General features: G+C 69.5%; 19 protein-coding genes. 10 read left to right on the top strand and 9 right to left on the bottom strand.

The genetic code is table 11. The features are described 5' to 3' along the window. Nucleotides 1-1,262: 1,262 nt before the first annotated feature. The 3 genes from PV419_RS40845 to PV419_RS40855 all read left to right on the top strand — a co-directional run bounded on the left by PV419_RS40845 (nucleotide 1,263) and on the right by PV419_RS40855 (nucleotide 3,498). A complete protein-coding gene (locus tag PV419_RS40845) occupies nucleotides 1,263-1,586 on the top strand; it encodes a hypothetical protein (protein WP_319697759.1) in 324 nt (107 codons plus the stop codon). 389 nt (nucleotides 1,587-1,975) lie between these two features. Then, complete coding sequence (locus PV419_RS40850) at nucleotides 1,976-2,296, top strand: hypothetical protein (RefSeq protein ID WP_031185855.1); 321 nt, start codon at nucleotides 1,976-1,978, stop codon at nucleotides 2,294-2,296. An 8-nt stretch (nucleotides 2,297-2,304) separates the two neighbouring features. Beyond that, nucleotides 2,305-3,498, top strand: coding sequence for a helix-turn-helix domain-containing protein (locus PV419_RS40855; RefSeq protein ID WP_319697763.1), 1,194 nt, complete (start codon nucleotides 2,305-2,307; stop codon nucleotides 3,496-3,498). 22 nt (nucleotides 3,499-3,520) lie between these two features. Here the strand turns inward: PV419_RS40855 and PV419_RS40860 are convergent, their stop codons facing one another. The 3 genes from PV419_RS40860 to PV419_RS40870 all read right to left on the bottom strand — a co-directional run bounded on the left by PV419_RS40860 (nucleotide 3,521) and on the right by PV419_RS40870 (nucleotide 4,803). Next, on the bottom strand, nucleotides 3,521-3,832 hold the full coding sequence (locus PV419_RS40860) for a hypothetical protein (protein ID WP_158817261.1): 312 nt from the start codon (nucleotides 3,830-3,832) through the stop codon (nucleotides 3,521-3,523). A gap of 172 nt (nucleotides 3,833-4,004) precedes the next feature. Further along, nucleotides 4,005-4,235, bottom strand: a complete 231-nt coding sequence (locus PV419_RS40865) for a hypothetical protein (RefSeq protein WP_319697766.1) — start codon at nucleotides 4,233-4,235, stop codon at nucleotides 4,005-4,007. A gap of 73 nt (nucleotides 4,236-4,308) precedes the next feature. Next, on the bottom strand, nucleotides 4,309-4,803 hold the full coding sequence (locus tag PV419_RS40870; RefSeq protein ID WP_031185858.1) for a hypothetical protein: 495 nt from the start codon (nucleotides 4,801-4,803) through the stop codon (nucleotides 4,309-4,311). Nucleotides 4,804-5,583: 780 nt separating this feature from the next. On the opposite strand from PV419_RS40870, the gene PV419_RS40875 reads away from it, so the two are divergent. After that, nucleotides 5,584-6,696, top strand: a complete 1,113-nt coding sequence (locus PV419_RS40875; protein ID WP_319697768.1) for a DUF3800 domain-containing protein — start codon at nucleotides 5,584-5,586, stop codon at nucleotides 6,694-6,696. Between the two features lie 295 nt (nucleotides 6,697-6,991). On the opposite strand, the gene PV419_RS40880 is transcribed toward PV419_RS40875, so the two are convergent. Continuing rightward, the gene (locus PV419_RS40880; protein WP_031185860.1) at nucleotides 6,992-7,612 is read right to left on the bottom strand and encodes a hypothetical protein; all 621 of its coding nucleotides are present in this window, start codon (nucleotides 7,610-7,612) and stop codon (nucleotides 6,992-6,994) included. Continuing rightward, complete coding sequence (locus tag PV419_RS40885) at nucleotides 7,613-10,447, bottom strand: DnaB-like helicase C-terminal domain-containing protein (protein ID WP_319697771.1); 2,835 nt, start codon at nucleotides 10,445-10,447, stop codon at nucleotides 7,613-7,615. Between the two features lie 1,095 nt (nucleotides 10,448-11,542). Here PV419_RS40885 and PV419_RS40890 point away from each other — a divergent pair. Continuing rightward, nucleotides 11,543-13,525: a hypothetical protein gene (locus tag PV419_RS40890; protein ID WP_319697773.1), complete on the top strand. Its 1,983-nt coding sequence runs from the start codon at nucleotides 11,543-11,545 to the stop codon at nucleotides 13,523-13,525. A 384-nt stretch (nucleotides 13,526-13,909) separates the two neighbouring features. Here the strand turns inward: PV419_RS40890 and PV419_RS40895 are convergent, their stop codons facing one another. After that, nucleotides 13,910-14,794, bottom strand: a complete 885-nt coding sequence (locus PV419_RS40895) for a PIN domain-containing protein (RefSeq protein ID WP_319697774.1) — start codon at nucleotides 14,792-14,794, stop codon at nucleotides 13,910-13,912. Nucleotides 14,795-15,055: 261 nt separating this feature from the next. Between PV419_RS40895 and PV419_RS40900 the strand changes: the two genes are divergently transcribed. Then, nucleotides 15,056-16,381 carry an ATP-binding protein gene (locus PV419_RS40900; protein WP_319697776.1) on the top strand — a complete coding sequence of 442 codons (1,326 nt, stop codon included), beginning with the start codon at nucleotides 15,056-15,058 and terminating at the stop codon, nucleotides 16,379-16,381. Between the two features lie 132 nt (nucleotides 16,382-16,513). Here PV419_RS40900 and PV419_RS40905 read toward each other — a convergent pair whose 3' ends face one another. After that, nucleotides 16,514-17,566 (bottom strand): hypothetical protein, encoded by a 1,053-nt coding sequence (locus PV419_RS40905; protein ID WP_319697778.1) that lies wholly within the window; start codon nucleotides 17,564-17,566, stop codon nucleotides 16,514-16,516. 533 nt (nucleotides 17,567-18,099) lie between these two features. Between PV419_RS40905 and PV419_RS40910 the strand changes: the two genes are divergently transcribed. Together PV419_RS40910 and tcmP are read left to right on the top strand one after the other, a co-directional pair. After that, nucleotides 18,100-18,492: a hypothetical protein gene (locus PV419_RS40910; RefSeq protein WP_158817263.1), complete on the top strand. Its 393-nt coding sequence runs from the start codon at nucleotides 18,100-18,102 to the stop codon at nucleotides 18,490-18,492. Between the two features lie 243 nt (nucleotides 18,493-18,735). Beyond that, nucleotides 18,736-19,359 carry a three-Cys-motif partner protein TcmP gene (gene tcmP, locus PV419_RS40915; RefSeq protein WP_319697781.1) on the top strand — a complete coding sequence of 208 codons (624 nt, stop codon included), beginning with the start codon at nucleotides 18,736-18,738 and terminating at the stop codon, nucleotides 19,357-19,359. 128 nt (nucleotides 19,360-19,487) lie between these two features. Here tcmP and PV419_RS40920 read toward each other — a convergent pair whose 3' ends face one another. Beyond that, on the bottom strand, nucleotides 19,488-20,057 hold the full coding sequence (locus tag PV419_RS40920; protein ID WP_319697783.1) for a cysteine hydrolase: 570 nt from the start codon (nucleotides 20,055-20,057) through the stop codon (nucleotides 19,488-19,490). A 349-nt stretch (nucleotides 20,058-20,406) separates the two neighbouring features. Here PV419_RS40920 and PV419_RS40925 point away from each other — a divergent pair, with 349 nt between their 5' ends. Continuing rightward, a complete protein-coding gene (locus tag PV419_RS40925) occupies nucleotides 20,407-21,189 on the top strand; it encodes an IS5 family transposase (RefSeq protein ID WP_319697784.1) in 783 nt (260 codons plus the stop codon). On the opposite strand, the gene PV419_RS40930 is transcribed toward PV419_RS40925, so the two are convergent. Continuing rightward, the gene (locus PV419_RS40930) at nucleotides 21,155-21,718 is read right to left on the bottom strand and encodes a hypothetical protein (protein ID WP_319697786.1); all 564 of its coding nucleotides are present in this window, start codon (nucleotides 21,716-21,718) and stop codon (nucleotides 21,155-21,157) included. The two genes, PV419_RS40925 and PV419_RS40930, sit on opposite strands and share 35 nt — an antisense overlap. Before the next feature lie 201 nt (nucleotides 21,719-21,919). On the opposite strand from PV419_RS40930, the gene PV419_RS40935 reads away from it, so the two are divergent. Continuing rightward, nucleotides 21,920-22,381 carry a hypothetical protein gene (locus tag PV419_RS40935; protein WP_319697787.1) on the top strand — a complete coding sequence of 154 codons (462 nt, stop codon included), beginning with the start codon at nucleotides 21,920-21,922 and terminating at the stop codon, nucleotides 22,379-22,381. Nucleotides 22,382-22,407 lie beyond the last annotated feature (26 nt).

Raw genomic sequence — 22,407 nt, forward strand, 5'->3', positions numbered from 1 at the left:
GCCGTCTCCTCCGGAGACATGACGTGCCGTCACTACGTGACGGAACGTCGCACCATCGCTCCGCGACGGTTTGTAACGCCGCTCCGCGGCGTTACAGGCTGGCTAGGGGCCGGCCATGGCCGCCCTCGTCGGTCCGTTACATAAGGGGCTCTATTGACTCCTTGTACGCTTCTGACCTGCTAATTTAGCCTCTTAGGCGTGACTTGGAATTGAAACACCGCCCTCCGGCGCCCCCTCCTGCATCTGATGTGTACCCATTATGTACCGCTCTCGGGGTCGGTACATAATTTATGTAACGACTACTCTCCGTGTTGGAAGTGGTGGTCTATACCTATGCCGGAATGTCTCGCCCCTTGAAGTCGAGAGAAAGGCATATTTCTGGTTCATTCATTCGCGTCGCATCCTTTTCTGGTTAAGGGTTGGATATTCCTTCTGATTCCCTCCGGATAGTATTCTCCTAGTGGTCGGCGTGAGAATTACATGACCCTTCGTTACTCATGTCAGCCACGGTGGGCACCACCCATCAGCGTCACTCAGATGACGAGGGATAACGGGCACTTCCCTGCAGACCATCACACGCACAGCCGTAACAGCGCCCCCTCCGCCGCTGGGCGCGCGTGAGCAGCTGCTCGGCGCCGTCGTACGACGGTTCAGGCCTGGGCGGCGTCGATGTCGCCGGAGTTGACCAGCACTCCCTCAACGCCCCTAGCGCGGCGGGGTGTTCGTCTGCGGGCCGGGCTACGGCGGCGTCCAGGAGGGCGCGGGCGCTGCGCGCCAGAGGTCGGCCGCCGCGGCCAGTCGTTCGGCGGCGTCGGGCGGAACGGGGCCGTCGGTGCGCGGGGGGCGGGGTGCGGGTGGCGATGGCGGCCAGCAGCAGGCCGGCCGCGTCCGCTCCCCCGCTGCCAGTGGCCAACTCGGCCCACAAGACGGCCGGATCGCCCAGGAAGGCGGGTCCGCCAGGAAGGCGGCCGCCGTGTGGGCGGCGGCGCCGGGCGCCGGGCCGGGGGAGGCGTCGCGCAGCGCGGCGAGGAGCAACACCGCGGTGCTCCGGTCGTCGGAGGCCGCGGCGTCGGTGGCGGGGGCCGTCTCGTCGAGGCGTACGACACCGCCGTCGGGCCCGGACCGTGCACGAGCAGCGAGCAGCAGGACGTCCCGCGTACGAGAGCGCGGCCGGGCGTACGGCGATCCTCGGGCGGGCCGTCCGGGCGCAGCTGAACGGCCCTCGGGTGAGGTGAGACAGCGTGCGAGGGTGACGCTGCGCGATGCTCTTGGAAGAGCAGATTCTGAACGATGTACGGGATTTCCCGGTGGCACCGGACGGCCCCGAACACCGCGCTGAACACCACCAACCGCCCGGATCGTCGTCACCAGCAACGTCGGCCACAACGACGCTCCCCGCGGCACAGCGGCCGGTCGAGCAGTTGCGCGACGGCCTCGCCGCAGGCCCGGGGCGCGCGGGAGTCACCGCCGTCGCCCTGGACGCACGTCAGGCCGGCACCGAGAGCGGCGCCGGCCTGGCGTGGCGGCGGGCGCGGGCCAACGCGCCTGCCTGGAGTCCTGAAGCGGTGCGGGCTTGCGACCAGTAGCCGTCAGGAGGACACCGGCAGCCTCGCCGCCGGTGTCGTGCTGGGACCACCGTCTTGCTGATACGGCCTAGGCCGCAAGCCGGCCGGAACAAACGGTGGGCCGCCAGAGGGGCGGCAGGCACGCAACCCGTCGTCACCGGGCCGGTTTTGGCGGGCCGGCCGGGCGGCGGATTTTCACGGCGGGACGGGGAACACCGACAGGGCCAGCAAGCCGCACACCAGACAAAAGCCGCACCGGGGCGGGGCGGCGGGATACCGGATCGTGGAAGGCTGTGTGCCGCGCAGCCCGACTAACGGCAGGGCCAACTGCCTTAAGGGCTGCCTCACTTTGCGACCAGTAGCCCCGGCATGCCGTCGGCGGCGCCCGTCAGGATGGAGTCCTGCGCACCATGAGCCTTCCCCCTCTCCCCCACCCGGCCGGGCCCGCCCCGGCCTGCACCTGCGCACCCGCCGCGGAGGCGCCGACGGGCGGCGGCGAACCGGACGGCGCCGCCGGGCGGTTCGGGCCCACCCACGCGCTGATCCTGCTGATCGCCGTCCTCGGGCTCGGCAGCGGCCTGTTCCTCGCCGGCACCGAGCTGGAGACCGTCTTCGCCCTCCTGGGCGGCTGCGGGGCGATCGGCGCGGCCACCCTCACCGCCGCTGGCGGCGGCCGCCGCCTGATGAGCCTCTTCGTCGAGGCCGCCGTGCGCTCCGGCGCGGGCAAGTAGGCGCCGACATGCCCCGTTCCCCCGCCGTCGGCCCCGACCGCCACTACGCCCGCCTCGCCGAGCACCTCACCGCCCTGCGAGACGCCGCCCGGCTGACCCAGCGCGCCCTGGCCGACGCCGCCAACATCTCCCGCGGCGCCGTCCAGCGCGCCGAGTCCGGCACCGCCCCGCCCACCCCGGCCGTCCTCGACGCCTACCTCCGCACCTGCGGCGCTGGCCCGGCCGCCCAGGACAAGGCCCGCCGCCTGCACGCCCTCGGCCGCGCCGCCCAGCGCGGCAAGCTCCGCGCACTCCAGGCGCCGACCCCCGCCTTCATCCGCGACGAGCGCGACCTCGGCCTCGTCCTGGCCGCGGCGTACGAACGGGCCGGCGCTCCGCCCCTGCGCGACTTCGACCGGCCGGGCCGCGCCCCGGTGCCGCCCACCACCGCCTGGCGGATCGTCAACCGCAAGGCTCTGCCCACCAGCCGCGAGCAGCTGATCACGTTCCTCACCGTGTGCGGCATCCGTCCGGCCGCACAGTGCCCGTACCTCGACGCCTACAGCCACGTCACCGCCCAGCGCGGCACCCGCCCCGCACCCCCGCGCACGCAGCTCACACAGCGCGTGATCCGCCGCCCCCACCCGCTCCCCCTCGCCCACGGCGGACCGGACACCGGCGCCCACTACGACGTCGACCGACTCGCCGCAGGCATCAGACCCGCCATCGAAGCCCTCGCCGCACACCTCGCCCGCTACGACGTCACCCGGCTGGCCGCCGGCATCAAGCCGGTCGTGGAAGTCCTCGCCGCAGACCGCGGCCGCTACGACGTCGACCGGCTGGCCGCCGGCATCAGGCCGGCCATCGAAGCCCTCGCCGCGGACCCCGGCATCCGCAACGCCCCCACCGTCATGGCCACGGGCGTCCAGGTGTTCGCGGACACCCTCGCCGTCATGTACCGCTCGGCCAGCCGGGAAGCACACCGCAACGGCACCACCCCACCCGACTGGCTCACCGCCAGCCGCCTCCTCACCCACGGCACCGGCCCCACCCGGCCCGACACCGACGACCACGGCATCGACCTCATCGCACACACCCCCGACGGCGGCACGGTCTTCTACGAGACCAAGACCCACCGGCAACGGCCCGGCCCTCCCCCGGCGCTGGCACGCGCCCGCGTCCCGGCACCGCCACCGCCCACGACCGGCACCCACGCCGCCTGACCGCCACAGCAGCGCTCGGCGGTCAAACTTCCGGCCCCTCCCAGTCCGCCGGGCGCTCGCTGTGGTAGGTGCACGTCGGTCCGGCGTCGTCGAAGGCCACGGTCACACAACCGGCCTCGGCGCGGATGTGTGCGGGCTGTTCCTCATAAGCGCTTCGAATGTCCCCCTCGGTCAGCGGGGACTCGGTGCGGACGTCCGCCCGGCTGACGCCGAACACGGTGATGCGGACATACGGGTACTCGATGACAACCTCCAGAAAATCTCCAGCACGGGGCCGGCCGTTGGCCGGGGAGGCTGGTGGTCCGTGAGATTGGCATAACCCTTCGTTACTCATGTCAGCAACGGTGGGCACCACCCGTCAGCGTCAACCACCAGGTCACCACGCCTGCGCCACCAACACTCAGATGACGAAGGACAATGGGCACTTCCCTGCAGACCATCAGGTTGACGCTGATCGCGACGATCGCGCGGTCCGGGCGGTGGGTCTCTCGCCGTGTGGCGCGTGCTCAGGCGACACTGGGCTGCTCGCCGTCGAGGCCTTCCAAGTGGGCGTCCCGGGCTTCCTCCCACGGCACGCCCGACTCTGCGGCTGGGTAGCCGTTGTCCGCGATCTCCTCCAGCACGGAGGCGAGGACGTCGACCTTCGCGCGCCGGTCGGCCGCGTACGCCCGGACGGACGCGGCGGCATGCTCATCGAGGGGCTGGCAGTCGGGCGTGGGGGCCGACTGCTCGCTCATCCGGGGCTTCCTGGCATGTGCTTCCACGGTATCGCCAGACTTGGCCCCGGAGTGTGCCCGGTAGCGTATGTACTCAGTGCGCAAGCGAGTTCCTACGTGCGGCTTGCGCTGCCGCGACGGCCGCATCGAAGTCCACGTCATAGAAATACTCGCCGTCGCGGAACGTGCCGTCGAGCGCCCCAACGGCATTGAGAGCCTTCTCCTCCCAGTCACGCACCATGGCCTTGACCGGCCGCGAGATCCATCCGCGTACCAGGAAGCATCTGTAGGCGTTGGCCCTGCGCTCGTGGCTCTTCAGATACTTCAACACGGAGTTGTCCGGACTGCTGGGCTTCCGCGTGATCATGCCCAGTTTCAGATCAGGACCGGGGCCCACAAAGCCGAGCAGGTAGAGACGCCCTCCGGGAGCGTCCAATGGCGCGCCTGCGCGTTCCAGCTCTGCCCACGCCAGCCTCGTCGCCGCTCTCAAATCTTCGAAGTCGACGTCTGGGTGCGGAGCCCACTCGTGAGCTGCGTACGCTGCGGTGACGCGCTGGCGAGCCGCCGGCCCCTCTAACTCGTTGACCATGACTCCGGATTATCGAGCCTGGCACTGACAATGAGCCATGACTTCCTTGGCGCCTTGAGATCGCCGCGGCGCGCAGTGTGGCGCGGATACTCGCCATGATCGGCTTCCTGTACGTGATGCACGGGCTGCTGATGCCCGACAACCCCGTCCTCGCCCGCCTGCGGGCGAGGGTCGACGAGTCCGGGTTCGCCCCTGGTCGTCTTCTCCCAGCTCGTCCCTCAGGTGGTCAACCCGTCCGGTATCTCCCACGCACTCGTGATGTGTCTGGCCCCCCGAGATCGCCGCGCTCGCCGCCTGGCTGGAGGCGCCGCTTGCCGAACAGGCCGACACCGGACTGGGGCTGCTGCGGCTGCCCGGTGTCTAGGAGGCATCCGGCCGGTGACGGCGGCATAGCCGGGCAGCGGACCGGGACAGTCATGGGGCGGCGTGACAGAGTTCTGGAGGGGCAACCGCACGCCGCCTCAACGCCTGTGCGGTCCGCCCGGCGATCCCGGCGTGGAAGGGCGCTGCGAGCGTGGGTGGTGGCGCACGCAGATGGTGATGTTGGGGGGGCGGGGGAAGCGGGTTTGACGCCCTCGCATCGGTTGGTCGACGGCGGGGGTGCTGTCAGCCTGAAGCGGTGATTCTCCAATCGCACCGTCGAAGACGGCCGCGCCCGGCTGGTGAACTCGGCATGCCTGCCTCCTGCTTGTCCACGGCCGGGCCCTGTTCACCGACGGTGCGGCCTGCCCGCCTCGATCCCGGTGCGGGCAGGTTCCGGGCGGCAGGGAGAATGCCGTTGTGCCGCTGACCGGAGAGAAGTACACCCAGCTGAACCAGCCCGAGGCCACCACAGACGGTGAGGATTGTGGGCGGTGGATCGCCTGCGACGAGTCCGGCTGGGACGGGGAGCAACTCGTCGGCCGCCAGCGCCGGTTCATGGTCTACGCCTCCGTCGCCGTCGATGACGTCGAAGCAGCCGCGCTCATACAGCAGCTGCGGGACCAGGCTGGAATCCGGCAGGCCAAGGAACTGAAATTCGACCTGTTCAAGAACCGCACCAATCGGTGGTCGCTGCTGCAGCAGCTATGGGAGCCCGGCGGTGCGCTCCACGACAGGTGCTCGGTGTACGTGGCCGACAAGGAGTACGCGGCAGCAGCGAAAGTGGTCGACCTGCTGCTGGAAGAGAAGGAGCACGACGAAGGAGGGAACCTGTACGCCGACGGAAAGGCCCGTGCTCTGGCGCGCACGCTCGCGCTCGAAGGACCGCGGGCTCTGCGTGGCGCCCTGTTCCAGGAGCTGATGTCCGCGTTCGTGACGCTGGCCTCCCGGCGCGGCACGAGCCGGCAGGACGAGGCGCTCGGCGTGTTCGTGGCCGTCCTCGACCAGGCGTGGGCGGCCTCGACGAGGAAAGCGGTCACCGCTCTGTTGGCCAGGCTGCGCGGGACTCGCGACTACGCCGCCACCTTCCACGAGGACCCGGCCGACCCGGTGTTTCCGCAGCTGGAGATGCTCATCCCCGCAGTTGCCCAGACGGCCCGCCGGTGGGAGCGTCGTGTCGGCCGTGTCAGTGTCCTCACCGATGAACAGCAGATGCTCACCGACGACGCCCTGCGGACCGTGCGAGAGTACGCCTGCGCTCCTGTCGGCATGACCCTGCTGACACGGGAACGCGGTGCCGATGTCGCCGGCGTTGTCCGCGGCGACTCTGTCGACCACCCTTCCATCCAGCTCGCCGACCTCCTGGCCGGTGCGGCAGCAGCCGTCACCGAACGTCACGAAGGCAACCCCTCCGACGTGGGCGAGGGCCTGTGGCCCGTCATCACGTCCTTCGTCGAGCAGAGTTCCCTGCTCCCCTATGACGATCCCGCCGCTCAGCTCCGATCGGTCAAGGAGCGGCCTGTGCGCCGCTGAACCGGCATCCGGCCGCGCGGCATCTGGGCCGTCGGCCTGGGGCACAGTGCGGGCCGAGCCCCAGCCGGGCCGGTGGCTCGGGGACGGAGTGGGGTATCCGCTCTGCATGCGGCCTGGCCTGGATGGGAGGCGGCCGGTCGGGCCGACTGCGGGGGCGCCGGGCGGCTGGCCAACCGCTCGTGCCGGGAATGGCTCTCTTCCGGCGGAGGAGTCGGCAACCGCACCCACAGGGCCCGGGAGTCTTTGGGCCGCTGGACGCTTCTTGAGCCGGTCAGGCAGGCTGCAGGCGGTCGTGTCAGGCGCCGATGCCGATGTAGGAGACGTAGGTGTAGGCGCCCCAGTCGGAGTCGAGTTCGGCGATGATGTCGTCCCAGAGGTCTTCCATGGTGTCCAGGTCGCTGGCGACGAGGGCGTCGACGGCGTCGTCCCAGATGTAGCGGACCTGCCGGTGCTGGATCCTCAGATTGTCGCGGCGGCGTGGCTCGTCGACGGCTGCTTGGTTGACGGGGTGGATCTCGATGCGGGTTCCGCGGCCGCCTCGGTTGAGGTGCTGCTTGAGGGCGCCGGGGTTGGCGAGCACGTTGTGGGCGCGGAGGTTCCAGTAGGCGGTGTCGATCGCTTCGAGGTTGGCGGGGCGCGGGCGTTGGGTGCCGCGGGTCCAGGCGCGGATCGTTGTGGGGGTGGCGTGGATGCCGGCGTCGGCCAGGGCTTGGGGGCCGCCTTTGGTGGTGGTGAGGTAGCGCATGCGGGCTTTCAGGCCGCGGCGGGTGCCGACTGGGGATTTGATTCCGCCGTCGATGATCATGCGTTCGAGGGCGTCTTCGAGGGCGCGGGCGAGGGCGATTTTGCCGTGGACGTTTCCGGGGTCGCGGTCCGCGCCGTAGTTGCCGAAGTTTTTCCATCCGTCGGTCGACATCTATCGGGCGCTCTTCCTCGGCAGGGGGTACTGGTCTTTTTGTTTCATCTGGGTGGTGAGGCGGCCTTCGGTGAATACCGTGCGCCAGTCGCCGGCGACGTGGAGTTCGTCGGTGCCGCGGACGCGGACGACGGTCAGGCCGTTGCTGTGGGCCCGGTGGGATTTATACCAGAGGTTGGCGAATGCCTGGGAGCGGATGATGTGCATCCAGTCGGGTCGGCGGATGTCGCGGTTGACGCTTGACTCTCCGATGGTGGACGTGAATTTCGAGTACATGGCTTTGATGTATTCGACGGTCACCGTGTCGTCGGTTTCGAGGGCTTTGGTGCGGGCCTCGGTCAGGACGCGGCGGAATTTTTCCAAGAGGCCTTCGCTGGCGCCGGAGGTCCAGCATTCGGTGATGTGCGGGGCCTCGCACAGGCCGAGGTGGGCGCAGCGGATGAGGAGGCGGATGGTGGCGTCGTCGAGGAGGACGGGGCCGTCTTCGCGGCGGTTGCCGATCGGGTCGGGCAGGTCGGGGTGGTGCCAGGCGGGGCGGGCGGGGAGGCGGTAGATGCCGGAGCGTTTGGGGTCGAAGCCGCCGTGGGGGTCGTGGATCAGGGCGCCGATGGGCAGGTGGGTCTTGAAGGCGGACAGGAAGCTGGCGTTGGTGTCGAGGACGTTGACGGTGATCGGGGGGTGGGTTCCGTTTTGGAGGGCGTCCGTGAGGTGGGTGTTGGTCCAGTTGTGGCGGCCTTCCCAGATTTCGTCGGCGCCGTCCTTGGTTTTCTTGCGGAGGAATTCGAGGGTTTCCGGGTAGACGGTGTGCTCGTAGTTTCCGCCGACGCGGGTTGCTTCGAACAGGGCCATTGCGTTCGGTACCGCCTTTTTCACCAGGGCTTCGGTTGCGGCGGTGATGTCGCCGTCGTGGTCGTGGAGGGCTTCGTCGACGGCGCGGGTGATCATGCCGGTGAAGTAGCTGTAGTCCCGGTTTGCGTAGCCGCCTTGGGGCGGGGGTGGGGCGGTGGTGCGGTGGGGCGATGGCCTGGGCGCGGCGACGGTGTGGGCTGTTGGGGCGGGCCAGGTGGGCGTGGGGTCCGGGGGCGGGCTGGTGGGGGCTTGGGCAGGCGTCTGGGGGGTCTGTGCGGGAGTGTGCGGGGTCGCGGCCGGGGGTGGTGTCTGTGATGCCGGGGTGTGGATGGTGGGGCTGGCGTAGGGGTGGGTGGGGTCGGTGATGCGGGCGTGGGCGAGGTCGGCGTGGAGGGTGAGGGTGGCCTGCGGGCCGAGGTCGCGCTCGGTGACGGTGGCGTGGATCTGGTCGGCGTCGCGGGCCAGGGTGATGGTGATGTCGAGGCTGAGCGCGGCGATCAGGCGGGGGTCGTCGGTGTCGACGGCGGCGAGGACGGGGAGCTCGTGCGTGCGGGCCAGGTGAGCGAGGGCCTGGGCGGCGTCGGCGATCTGGGCCGGGCCGGACAGCGGCAGCCGGGGGTCCTCGGTGGTCTGCAGGCGGTCGACCACGACGAGGGCCAGGCCCGGCAGATCCGGGACGCTCTCGGCGATCGCATCGGTGGTCAGATCGGTGCCGTCGTCGATGTAGAGCGGGGCTTGGGCCAGGTGGTGGTGGAGGGCCGCGGTGTCGTCCTGCTCGGTGGGGGTGAGACGGCCGGCTCGCAGGCGGCGGTAGTCGACGGGCAGGTGCGCGGCGACGATGCGTGCGGCGATGTCGGCGCGGGTGAGTCCGGAGGCGGCATACAGGACGGGCTGGTGCTGGTCGAGGGCGCTGGTGCGCGCGGCGGCAGTGGCGATCAGGCTGGATCCGGCGCCCGGGGCGGCGGCGACGAGATAGAAGCGGCCGGGCTGGAGACCGCCGAGGACGTCGTCCAAGGTGCGGATGCCGGTCGACAGGCCCATCAGGGGTGCGGGGGTGGTGGTGTCACCGGTGAGAGCGGTGGTCGGGAGGACGGCGTCCAGGGCTTGCGCGAGTGCGGCCAGGCGTCGCGGGGTGCGCGGCGCAGGGGTAGCCAGTGGGACGCGCGTCGGCCAGGCGGGCTCGTGACCGGTGCCGGGCATCGCGGGAGCGGGGGCCGGCGGGCCCGGCTCGGACGGGGCCGAGGGGGGTACGGGGAAGGCGGCCGGCGGTGTGACCAGGGGCTGGAGTGCGGGAGCGGTAACGGCCGGCGAGCCGGTGGGGGCGGTCGGTTGGGCTGAGGTGGTGCCGGGTGAGGCGGGGGGCGTATCGGCAGGTGCAGGCGTGTCGTGGGCTGCCGGCGCCGGTTCCGGCTGCGGTTCCGAGGACGTGGTGGGGGCAACAGCCGCTTCGGCAGGGGAAGTTGCCGGCGCAGGGACGAAGTCTTCGGCGGCTTCGGCTGCCGGTGCGGTCGGAAGGGGATTCTGGACTGCCTGCAGGCCCTCAGGGGGTGGGGTGGAGTCCGCGGCTGATGTTGCAGCCGGGGCCGCTGTGTCAGGCGCGGGATCGGCATGAGCTGCGGGCGGGGCGGGGGTGCCGTCCGCGGCCGCGGCGATCAGGACGGCAACGGGGGTCCTGTGGCGGCACAGCACCTGGGGGTGCCCCTCGGCGCCGTACCGGATCAGATCCCCGAGCTGTTTGCGCGCGTCCGCGAAGCTGTGGGTGGGGGCTTGGAGGAGGTCCCAGCCCAGTTCGGTCGCATGGGCGGGGGTGGTGAGCAGAGCATGGTGCGGGCCGCGCGTCAGAGGCGTGGGGTGCCCTTGGATGGCGGCGTCGATCAGCTGCTTGAGTGTGCGGCGGGCCTCGTGCAGCGTCGCCGGGCCGGTGCGCGCCCGGGCGTGCGGTGTGCCCGCGTCAGGGGCGGTGGAGGTTGTTCCCGGCTTGGTCAACAGGGCCTCAACTGGCTCGGGTTGGCTGTCCTCGCCGTGTCGGTGTCCGGCGTCTTCGGAGGCTTCCTTGGCCGCTGCAAATGGGGCGGGAGACGTGGGGAAACTCAGGGGCCAGTTGCCCGCCCAACGCAGAGCCGGGGCGGACGGCTCCCTCGAGGCTGCGGGCGGGGCAGTGTGGGCGGGGTTGTCCGGCGCGGCAGCGCCGGAAGACGCCTCACCGTCGGTGCGGGATGAACGCGAGGAGGACACCCGGGGACTCCAAGAGCAGAAGCGGCAGGGGGCAGGTCGGGCAGTCGGCCGCCAAGCGGGTGCGGAGCGACCGCGCCGCCAAAAATGTAACGCTGCCACTCAGCCTAGCTGACGGTACATAATATTCGCCAGGGCTATGTAACGCCAGTCCCCGAATTATGTAACGTTACGTCGGGGGCTCGGGGGGCACAGAGCCTGGTCCTGCCTTCGGAGGGTGCCGGTGTACGACGGGCAGCAGGCCCTCGGCCCGGGAGTCGTCAGGCTCGAGCGGCGGCCTGCTCCATGGGGGACAGTTTTGCCACGGCCTTCAGCTGAGTACGGAGGGCAGTCTGCCCGGCGGTCTGCGTTTCCCCTTTCGGTCTCCGACCTCGGGCTCTTCGTCAGGGGCACAAACCGGAGACTCGGTCGCCCCCGAGCCGACTCGCTCGGGGCTGGGCCTTGGGCGGCCGCGCATGACCACTCCCCCCATAAGCCATCACAGCGGCGGGGCCACATGGTTGCTGCTCTAGCGGAAGGACAAAAGTCCGGGATCCGGCGACAGGTTCTGCCCCCTGGCCCCCGCGATGACGCTCAACTCCCGCTGACCGAAATGGCGTACGGAGTTCAGCTATTACGCTAAGCTCACCGTTCATCGCGCCCCGTACGGGCACGGTTCGGGATCGCCAGGTCCGGCCAAGGCCGGAATCGCACCCTGATGCCTCCGTGCGCGGCCGGCCCAGGCGCAGGCCCGGCTACGGCCGGGATCCGATCTGGCCGGGAGCACAGGAAAACCCTGTGCGCCCTTCCACGTCACGGACCGGGTAGCACGTGCTGCTCCGGTCCTGCCGACCGAAGGCAGAAACTCCGATGGACAGCACGGCCAACATGGTCCTGCCCACGATCCCCGAGCGGGCCCCTACGGACGCCACCGAGCACCTGCAGAAGAACATCCGCGGCTGTCCCGCCGTCTCCCAGGCGGACTGGACTCCAGACAACGACGGCAGCGCGATCTTCGCCCGAGCATGCGTGGAACCGGGCGCCGTACGCCCGCTGTTCCCCGCGGACTTCGCCGGCACCGGGGAGGAACTGGGCTTCCTCAACGGGGGCGTACTGGCCGGTGTCCGGCAGGTCCTCGCCCCCAGTACCCGGCTCTACACTCTCGATCTCCTGCTCGTCTCCAACATCCGGGACCTGGAGCAGAGCGACTACAGCGGCGCCGAGGAGATCCTCGGCGCACGGCCCTTCCCTGCTGCGACCGCACCGGACAAGACCGCAGTCCTGGAGCTCCTGGCCTCCGGCCCGCAGGCGCTGGACTGGACTGCGGCACGGCAGCGGTGGGCGCTCGAGCAGGTACGGCTCAGCATGTCGGGCCGCTCCATCGCGACGGTCACCACCGAAGGCCAGCGCCGACCAGCAGACGTAGCCCTGGCCCGCGTCGTGGACAGTTCCGGAAAGATCTTGGCAAGGGGCCTGCTGGTGATCGACGGCCACGGCCGGGTCGCCGCCAAGCTGGACGCCCTGTGCCGGTTCTGCCAGGAAACCGGTCTCCCCTATGACGTCCTGGCATTCACGACCCTGCCCGCCCAGGAGCAGATCCTCATTCTGGACCACCTCGGCGCGGCGGTACGCGCCGCGCGGGCTGCGCTGGACGAGACGGATACGTCGTCCGGCACTGTCGACTTCACCGTCCGGCACAAGGGCCGGGACCGGGAGGTCAGCATCCCGGCCAGGCTCGCTCTGGAGGCGGTGAACAGCTGGACCACCACGGCCTCCGTGGTGGTCGCCGGTTACCAGGAGCAGGAGCGCGCAGACTTCTCCGCGTCCATCACCCGGCGCTACGAGTCGATCCACAACGACGCCACCTCGCTGCCGGGCGGGACCGGGGCGGCGCGGCTCGCGGAGCAGGCCGTGGACCAACTCGCCGACGCCGGAGTCCTGGATGCCGTCCCCGGTTACGGCCGGACGATCGCGCGGTACCTCAAGCTTCCCTCCGGCCGCCCCGCCGGACTAGAGCTGGAGTACCTGGCCCTGCTCGCGGTGTGGGCGTTCAGCCGGAGGACAGCCGCCGCCCAGCGTGTCTACGAGGACCTTGGCCTGAACGGCGGCGCCGGCAGCCCGCAGGTGCACAACAGGGGTGAGGTCGTCGCACACCTTGTGCGGCGTTGCCTGCCCCGCGCGAAGGCCGAGTACCACGCGGCCGCGGCACAGTCCTTGCTGGTCGGTTCGAACAGCCTGCCCACGGAGCCCGTGCAGCGATCGTTCCACGAAGTGATCGACGACATCACCGCCAATCCGACGCCTCGGCTGCGGACGGCGGCTCTGGCCGAGGCGCGCGTTCGCACGCTGATCGCGGCAACCGCCAGCGGGATTCTGCAGGCCGCCTACGGCTCCCAGGCCAGCACCCGGCCGCGCGGCCAGGCCAGTGCCTTCGTCAACCGCATGCTCACCGACGGCGCCACTCCGCGAGCCGCATGGGGCCGACGCCAGGCCGAAGCCATCGTCGCCACCTACTGGCAGTTCCAGGGTGCTGTCATCCCGCCCCAGGTCGTCCAGGACAGCCCGCCGCCGAACGGCACCCGCTACGAGCCGGTCACCAAGAACGGCGAACCGGTGCCCGCCACCGACAAGTGGCTGCGTCATGCCTGGCACAACCGGCGCCCTGGGAAGATCATCACGAATGATCAGCACGAGACGAACGTCTCGGAGCAACTGGCCCTCGCTGATACGGCGCTGACCGCCTACGCGCTCCACCTCGGCCCGACCGGCACCGTGACCCAGCAGTGGCTCGATGGCACCCGCAACCAGCTCTTCGACCTCACCGGCACCGTGAGCCGCCTGCGCGCCACCTGATCTCTGGCCACACCTCACCTCCGGCCCGGGCGTCTGCTGGCCGCACCGCCTTCCTGCGGCACAGCGGCGGGTAGACACCCGGGCCGGACATCGGGCCACCGATGAGCACCATCGAGGAGCCACGGCCCGGCCAGACAACCCCGGGACGACACGAACGGCCCGGACCCGGCTGCGGCAGCTCGTGGACGGCGGCGCCGCCATCGCCTGCGCTCTCTCGCCCATACAGCGGGCCACGGCATCGTCCGCGGTGCCGTCGGCGCCCTGGACGCCAGCGCGACCGGCGGATTCTCCGGTGGATCCAGCAGCGCTGACCCGGCGCAGCTGATCGCGGATCCCACCGCCATGGGTGGCCCCGGTCCCCCAGACCGGGGCCACCCATTTCCATCACGGCGCCTCGAAGAACGGCAATCCGACGGCAGCGAGCTTCGTCTGAAGATTGATGTCTCTCGTGGCCACATAGACCGCAGAACCTGGGTGCCGGGACTGCAGCAACAATGTCGAGGCCACGAAGCGGTCGTCCGGCACGTCCAGGTCGAGCCAGTTCGGCAGGGTGTCGCCCTGGGGCTCGATGTGCTCGAAGATGGCGTGCACGTCACCGGCCACCCGTACGCCGCGCAGCACGTTGCCGTTGGTCCGCAGCCCCTTCAGGCGGCGGTCCGCCTTCTTCGCGGCGTCCCGGAGGTCCGGGGTGCGGCCGGCGAGCTTCTTGTCGTCCAGTTCCCGCAGGACCACCGGGAACAGGTGGACCATGTACCGCTTGCCGAGCGCGGACGTGTAGAGCGCCACGTCGGGGTCATCGATCAGCATGTTCGTGTCGACTGTGACGCGCACCGGCCATTCGTCCTCGGGCAAGAGCTCGCCCAGCTTCCGGAGCGTGGCCGCCGCTTCCTTGATCTTGTCGGCAGCCCCTTCGATGGTGGCAGGAATGGTGGTGTCCCGGGGGCGCTCAAGCCAGCGCTGCAGCAGGGCAAGGCTCTTGTCGAGGCGTTTGGTGACCTCCGGTGTCGGGTGCGGGAACAGGAGCCGGAACAGCGGTTCCCATTCACGAACTCGCCCCAGCAGCTCCATCCTTCGGGCTTCGAGTTCGGGACTGCTGGGTACCCAGCCCCACTTCGGCGCTCCGAAGTGAGCAATGCCGTTGGAGTGGCGGTTCGGATCAACGTTGCGAATCTGTGAGTCCGCGAGGACCTGCAGGAAGTCCGCTTCCATCAGGTCCAGGTCCGACCGGAGGCGATCCAGGTACGTCGGCGGGGCAGGTGTGGAGGCCATCTGCCGATGATGCCGCACGCCTCTGACAGGCCCCTCCCGTCGGCGCGTCGAGACGGCGACGGGCTGGTGCAGAGGCAGCGACGCCAGCGCGCAAGACCGGCTCCCCACAAGGCCCGTACGCCTGCGGTGACGTGGGCGAACTCCACGGCGGACATTCGGCTCGCAACAGTTGTCACGCCCGTGTACGCGGCAGTTGTCGCAGGTCGGCGCGCCGCGATACTCGGTGCGGACGATGGCCTCGAGCGCGTAGGCTCCGGCGGCATGGCCGCCGACAGCATGGTTCAGCTCGTCTCCTACCTCACCGCACAGCAGCCGTACGAGATCGTGGGCACTCCGGAGAGCGAGTGGGTCGACTTCAAGAGCGTCCCTCCCAACGGGCCGTACGACCTGAGCACCGACAAGGGCAAGTTCGAACTCGCCAAGGATGTAGCAGCGTTCGCGAACGCCGGCGGCGGTCTGATCGTGTGCGGCTTCAAGGCGAAGAAGCGGCCGAACGAGCTCTACGAGGTCGTGGAGAAGGTGACGCCCTTCGACAAGAAGGTGGTGAACACCGACTCCTACAAGGACGTCCTCACGGAGTACGTGCGCCCGCTGCTCAAGGTCAAGTTCTTCTGGTACGACCACCCCGAGGGCGACCCGGAAGCGGCCGGGCACTACTTCGTGCTCGAGGTGCCGGCGCTGCCCGAGTCGGAGCGGTGGGCACTCGTCACGCGCGGGATCAACGACGACGGCCAGTTCATCAGGAACAGCTGGACGATCCCGATCCGCAACGGCGACACCACCGCCTTCCTCCCGCCGGATGAGGTGTACCGGCTCGTGAACGACGGCCTGCGCGTGCGACATAGCCGACCTGGCTCCGCCGTGCCCGCTCCGGCCGCGGACCGCGTCAAGAGCCGGGAGGACCTGCGTGCCGCACTGGGTATGGAGGAGACGCCGGTGCTCTTCTTCCAGAGCGTCCCCGATCATCCGCGCGGGCTTGTCCCGGGCATGTATGCCGACGGTGGTCTGCGGGACGTCCTGGACAACCAGGACACGCTCCGGGACGCCAATGCCTTCAACTGGGCTTCTGTGTATAGGCGTCCGGAGCCTCGCGAGGGCGGTCTCCTGCTGGCCGACGCTCCCCGTCGCGGGCTGCTGGTCGAGTCGGACGGGGCGGTCACTGGGGCCGCGTCGGCGACCTCGGAAATGCTGGGTTGGGCCATGGAGCGCTACTACGACGGCGGAGCACGCAGGATCAGCGTGTTCGTGCTGACCGAGATCACGCTGGAGTACTTCCGCTTGGTCGACCGGCATGTGCTGCCGCTGGTCGACGGCTCATGGACACATCGGATCGTCGCCTCGGACTTCACTCAGCCGCCCGGACGCGTACTCGCCGCCGGTGATGACCCGGCCTTCCCGTTCCGGGGTGCTCCGCAGCCGGCCACGAGCGACGACTGGAACCACACCTGGCAGGCCCTGGGCGATCCGGAACGCGATGCCTACGAAGCACTACGCCACATCTACGCGCTCTTCGGCCTCGATGTCACCGGCAACCCGTTCGTCGACGCAGACCGCGTGAGCACGGCCAAGCTGCTGGCGAAGAGGTAGAGGGCCTCCGGCCCGGTCGCCCTCACCAGGTGGCGCACCATGACACCGGTGCCCGTTGAACCACGCGGTCCCAAGCCGGGGGCCCGGGGATGTGGTGGTTGATCCCCGGGAGTTTCGGTGTTGCCGGCGGGTCTACTGGGTCAACGCGGCGAGGGCCTGCTCCGCCATCTGGACGCCCATCGTGGCCGCGATGGTGGTACCGGCCTCCAGAAGCTTGTCCTTGAGCTGGGTGGCGAACCGACGCAGGCGGCCCGGCTCAGGGTTCTCGGAGGTCGCCTCAGTGTGGAGGTCCTGAGCGACGCGCTCCAGCTCGGCTCGGTCCGCGTCGGACATGCCCAGGGTGGTGCTGACCTGGCCGATGTACCCGGCAAGCTGGGCGAACAGCGTCGGGTCGACGCCGTCGGTGTTGTTCTGGGTGAAGTGCTGCTGCTCGCCGATGATGACGCCCTTGGCGTTCGGCATGTAGTTGTTGTACGTGGTGCCGGGGCGGGGCTGGTTGGTGTGGTCCTGCACGCTTCCTCCTGCCAGGGCGCAGCTGACGCCCTGGGGTGTGATGGCGACCGTGGCCGGGTCGGTGTCGATGAGTTCGATCAGCTTGTGCTCTACCAGGTGGGCGAGAGCCTCGTGCAGATCGTCGCTGGAAATGGCGGACCCGGCGAAATAGGCAGCAGGCGAGGTGAGAAAGAGGGCCGGGTCGGCGGGCTGCTGGTTGCCGGCGGTGTCGAACAGCCACCGTAGGAAGGCGTCCATGGTGCAGCGGAGACGAGCGGCGCGGTCTGTCCGCAGCTTCTTCAACCGGTGGATCGCGGCGCGTCCGGCGTCGGTGAGATGCACGTGAGGCATGCCCCCATAGGCGCGCAGCACTTTGACCAGGTCGTCTTTCTCCAACTCGAAGGCAAGCACCAACGGGTCCTCGCCATCCAGTTGGTGTTCCTCCACGAACCGAGTCACGTTGACGTAGCTTCCGGAACTGAGCTGGGCCTGCTCCTCCAGCCAGAGCAGGAGCCGGGACAGGACCGGAGCGCCTTCGGCGGTGTCACGGCCGGGCAACGCGCCTCCTTCTGCATACGCCTCCATCTGGATCGGCACGCGGATCGGGTTTCGCCGGGCCGCGCGTTCATAACCCTTGGCGATCTCCTTGAGGTGCTTCTCGATCGCGCGCTGATTGATGGAGTTGCGGGCCACGTTGCCCTCCTGTCGCAGATGACTCTGTGCCAAGGCTACGGAGGGGAACTGACAACGAGAGCGCGTGGATGGGCACGACGGGTCGGTGGTGCCAAGGCCCGGTTGCGTGCCCAGCGCCTGATGTGAGCGGGGCGCCGGCACACCGGCGCGGCCTCCGTCCCGGGTCCCCGCCGGTGTGCGCGGTCGTCCACGTCGGCCGACTCGGAGGCATCGCGGTGAGTTGCGTTCTGCCATCGAGAGTCTGTCTCGTGCTCGTAGCCGGGTCCAGGCCCGGCCCGGGTCTGGACCCGGGCAGCCCGTTTCGCCTGGCCGCGGCGTGCATGCTCCGACGGCTGGGGCGGCGAACGCAGCCACGTCTGGTAGTCGTCGGGCCCCGGGAAGTCGGCCAGTTCGTCGTAGGGGCAAGCGACGAAGAACTCGTGCCAGACGCCGCTGGCGAGCGCCTGCTCAACGAGGTGTATGCATGCATCGTCGGAGAGCATCGACTGGGAGAGCACGGAGCCTCAGCAACGCGCGGTGCGCGAGGATGGGCAATGGCTGACGGCCCCGCTGCCCCTGATGCGCGCCCGGTACAGATCCCTGTGCGGATCCACGCAGTGGGGCCGGGCTGGCGACATCTGCTGGGGCGTGAACAGATCCGCTCGGCCTTTCCCGGCTACCGTCTCCTCGATCTCAAAGAGAAGCTCGGCGGCCTGCGCGTCTACGTGGAAGGGCCGCCGGGCAGCGGCGACATCCTGGGGAGTCTGATCGCCCCGGCCGACGAGGAGGCGGAGCGCACCTGTGAGTTCTGCGGCGCGCTCGGCCGTATCCGCACCCGCGACGACTGGCAGGGAGGATGGCGCAAGAGCGTGTGCGACACCTGCCACAGTGACTGGTCGGCGCGTCGCATCATGATCGTTTGTGGTGTGGTGCGCGGCCGCGGGTGAGGCCACCGGCCCGGCGGCGTCCCGGAGAGGTGGTTTGACCGGGCACAGCAAGAGCCTGTTGGCCTGTCCTTCCGCCTCTCACGAACCACCGATCGAAGCATCGCCGCGCTTCGGCATCTGCAGTGCACAAACGGGAGCGGACGGCTCGTACGTGCTCTTTACACCGAACCGGGTTGCTCTCACCATCAATGGCCTAGGGGTGCGGCCGGCACATGCCCGCCCATCGACCTGGAGGGGGCCGGGATGGGTGTGTTATGGAAGCTGGAACCGGCGACAGCCGCCAAACACCGCCTGTATCAGCGCTACTTGGATGCCTGGTGGCCCATTCTGCTGCAGACGTCCCAGCGCACTGGTTATGCCCGCCCCCGCGTCACGCTCCTTGACGCGTTTGCCGGTCCCGGCCGCTACCAGGACGGCGAGCCGGGCTCGCCCGTCTTCATCCTCGAACGTCTGCTGAACCACAGCGCGGTCGACCGCATGCACCTCAGTCCGCGGCGCGTGCACCTGATCTTCATCGAGAAGGACCCTGCCCGGCACAAGCATCTGATGGGCGAACTCCACGCTCGCTTCGGGCCGTTGCGTGACCTGCCGGTCCACCTCGAGGTCCAGCGCGGCGACGCCGGCGCCGACAGCGTGCCCCTGCTGACCCGGCTGGGTGCCTGGGGCCACCCCATCCTCGGTATCTTTGACAGCTGGGGCAGTGTCAATGTTCCGCTGGACGTGATGAGGCGCATCGCCCGCAATCCCTCCAGCGAGGTCGTCACCACCTTCGGCCCCAACTGGTTCAGCCGTCGCGAGAACCTCAGAAGCTGTTGTCGTAGCGAACTTGCTGGGTACAAGTTCAAGCACGGCGACTCGGTCGCGTGATCTTTGGTGGCGGCGTGCGTGAATGGCGAGGCCTCCTGCGCAGCTCGCTGGCGTCCAGACGCCACGCAACATCTGGAGCGCGCCACGCAAGTGTCTTGTGGGTGTGAGCCCGCACAGCGGCCCGGGTATCAGGAGCCCTGAGGTAGCGTCTTCGTCCAGTCGTCGATGGTCAGAACGTCAGCCTCGCGGGGGAAGACACGGTCCACGAGGAACTGGTGGACTTCGGGGTCGAGGTCATCGCAGGCGTCGGACAGGACGATTTGGCGGTACTGGCGTTCAGTCGCTTCGCGAAGGGTGCCGAAGACCACACCGCTGGTGCCGAGGCCGGCCAGAACAAGGGTGTCGACACCACGGGCCCGCAGCACGTTGTCCAGATCTGTGCCGGAGAACGCGCCGAAGAAGCGCTTCGCCACCACCGGCTCGTCGGGCAGCGGCGCCACCGCCGGATGGATGGCGGTCATTGGATTGGACTCGGTCAGTACGTCCGTGCCGAGCAGTGGGGCGAAGGGTTTGTTGTCCGGGCTGATCTCCGGATGCCCGTCCCGGAACCGCACCACCACGTGGATCAGCGGGATTCGCGCCGTCCGCGCTGCCGCGATCACGCTGCCGATCCTGGCGAGATATCCGTCCGCCCGTCCCTCGAGTCGCGGGACAACGCTTCGCTGAACGTCCATGACCAGCAGCGCTTGCGATGCCATCGCTCCACTCCCTGCAATCACTGGACCGCCCCTGTCAGGGTGTGGTCGTCCCGACCTGGCACCCTACCGATGGAGCCACGCAACTATCGTACCGATCTTGTTGGGCGCCAGTTCGAGTGCGGTGACTCGGTCGCGTGATTTTTGGTTCCGGCGCGCATGAAGGCGGGGCCTCCTGTCCAGCTCGGGATTGTCGAAGTCCGAACGACCTGACCAGGAGGCCCTTGTGTCGCAGTCTTGCGGTTCCGTGCCGGTGGAGTCCAACTCGGCCGCCCGGTCGTGTGACTGCCTCGCTCACCGGTTCGGGAACGCGGGTGACCATCCGGACCGCGAACCGCGGTATCCCTCGGACATGTCGGACGCGGAGTGGGCGGTGGTGCGGGACGCGATGCCGGTCCCGGCGTGGCTGGAGGGCCGGGGTGGGCAGCCCGAGGGGTACTGCCACCGGCAGATGTTGGACGCCGTGCGCTACCTGGTGGCGGGCGGCATCACGTGGCGGGCGATGCCGGGTGACTTCCCCGCCTGGGATCGCGTCTACGCCTTCGCGCGCCGGTGGGGCGCGACCGGGCTGCTGGCCGAGCTGCACGACCGCTTGCGCGGTCTGGTGCGTGAGGACGCCGGCCGCGATCCGGAGCCGACCGCCGCCGTCATCGACTCGCAGTCGGTACGGGCCGCGGCCACCGTGCCCGCGTCCTCAAGGGGATACGACGCGGGGAAGAAGGTGCCCGGGCGCAAGCGCCACATCGTGGTGGACTGCCTCGGCCTGCTGCTGGCGGTCATGGTGACCACCGCAAGCGTCCAGGACCGCCACGTGGCCGCACCCCTGCTGAAGCGCGTGCGGGACCGCTACAGGAAGGTCGTGCTGGTGTGGGCCGACGGGGGCTACGCGGGCCGCCTGGTCACCTGGGCGAAGGAGAAGCTCCGTCTCACCGTGCAGATCGTCAAGCGCAGCGACGACGTCGCGGGGTTCGTGGTGCTACCGAGGCGCTGGTGCGTGGAGCGGACGTTCGCGTGGTTGTTCCGCTCGCGCCGGCTGGTGCGCGACTACGAGAAGCTGTCCGCCGTCCACGAGCAGATGGTGCTGTGGTCGATGACGATGCTCATGAGCCGCAGGCTGGCCCGTCGGCGAGCGTGAACCGGCCCGGCGCCGGCTCGGCGGCCCAGCCGCGGTCCGCGAGCCGCTTCATCTTCGACCGTACCCCCTCCACGCACGCCGGAACCGGCTCCAGCCCGAGCGCGACGGCGATCTCCTGGCACGTCATCACCCCGTCCCCACCCGACCGGCGTTCCACGAGCGCGGAAAGGATGCGCTGGTAGTCCATCGCGAGGACATCCGCCGTGAGCGCGGGCCGCCACACCGGGACGATCGAACCCGCCCGGGCAGGACCCGCCGCGGGCACCTTTGAGGAGGGCACCTCGGCCACTGGCTCCGGCTCCGGCACGGAAGACTCCTCGACCGGGACGGGGGCAACCACGCCGGTCTCCGGGCGCCGGGGTGCCGTCAAGACCTCGCTCACACGCTGCCGAGCGATCAGCCACTCCTGCCAGTCCGTCTCCGCCTCCGCGAGCGCGGCCAGCACCCGGTCCGCTTCCTCCCGCAGCCCCTCCACGCGCTCCCGCGCGGCCAGCTCCCGCTCCTCCAGCAGACCCACGACCGACGCCATCCGGCACCTCCACCGACGAGACAACCCGACAGCCCGAGCCTGCCTCGCCGACCTCGACGTCATGCCTGACCTGGGGAAACACGACCATCAAGTTCGGTACAACAACGGCTTCTCAACCCGGATGTTCTCGACACGGTCTTCGGCGGCCGGGCGTTCTGGGCGCCCGCGGATGCTGAACTGCGCCCCGACGAGCGGTGGCGCGTGTGGCTGTCGACCTACCGGGACGCACTGCGCCGGTCGGGCTTCCCCTACCAGCTGCAGTTCGAGCTCGTCCCCCGTACCGGACAGCCTCTTTACCTCGTCTTCGGCACCGGCAGCACGGCCGGCCTGAAGGCGATGAAGGACGCCATGTGGAAGGTCGACGACCGGGACGGCGAAAGTTTCCGCGACCCGCGCACACGCGGTGCCATCCCTGACGGCCAGATCGACCTGTTCCAGGCGGCTGGGCTCGCCGACACCGAGCTTCTGGAACTGGTCGCGCAACGCCTGTCTATGGGGCCGGCGACGGTGGAGACGGTGGGCGAGTGGCTGCTGGCCGAGACCTCGCGCTGGATGCCGAAACACGCCCTGCAGGCCATACGGGAGATGCGGCAAAACGGTCAGGTGACCCTGCTCTCCAGTGGGAAACTCACGACGAAGAGCCAGGTCAGCCTTCCCGCCTGAAACGGCATCCGTCCAGGGGCACTCTG

Origin of the sequence: Streptomyces sp. ME19-01-6 (assembly GCF_033793745.1) — a bacterium.
GTDB lineage: Bacteria > Actinomycetota > Actinomycetes > Streptomycetales > Streptomycetaceae > Streptomyces.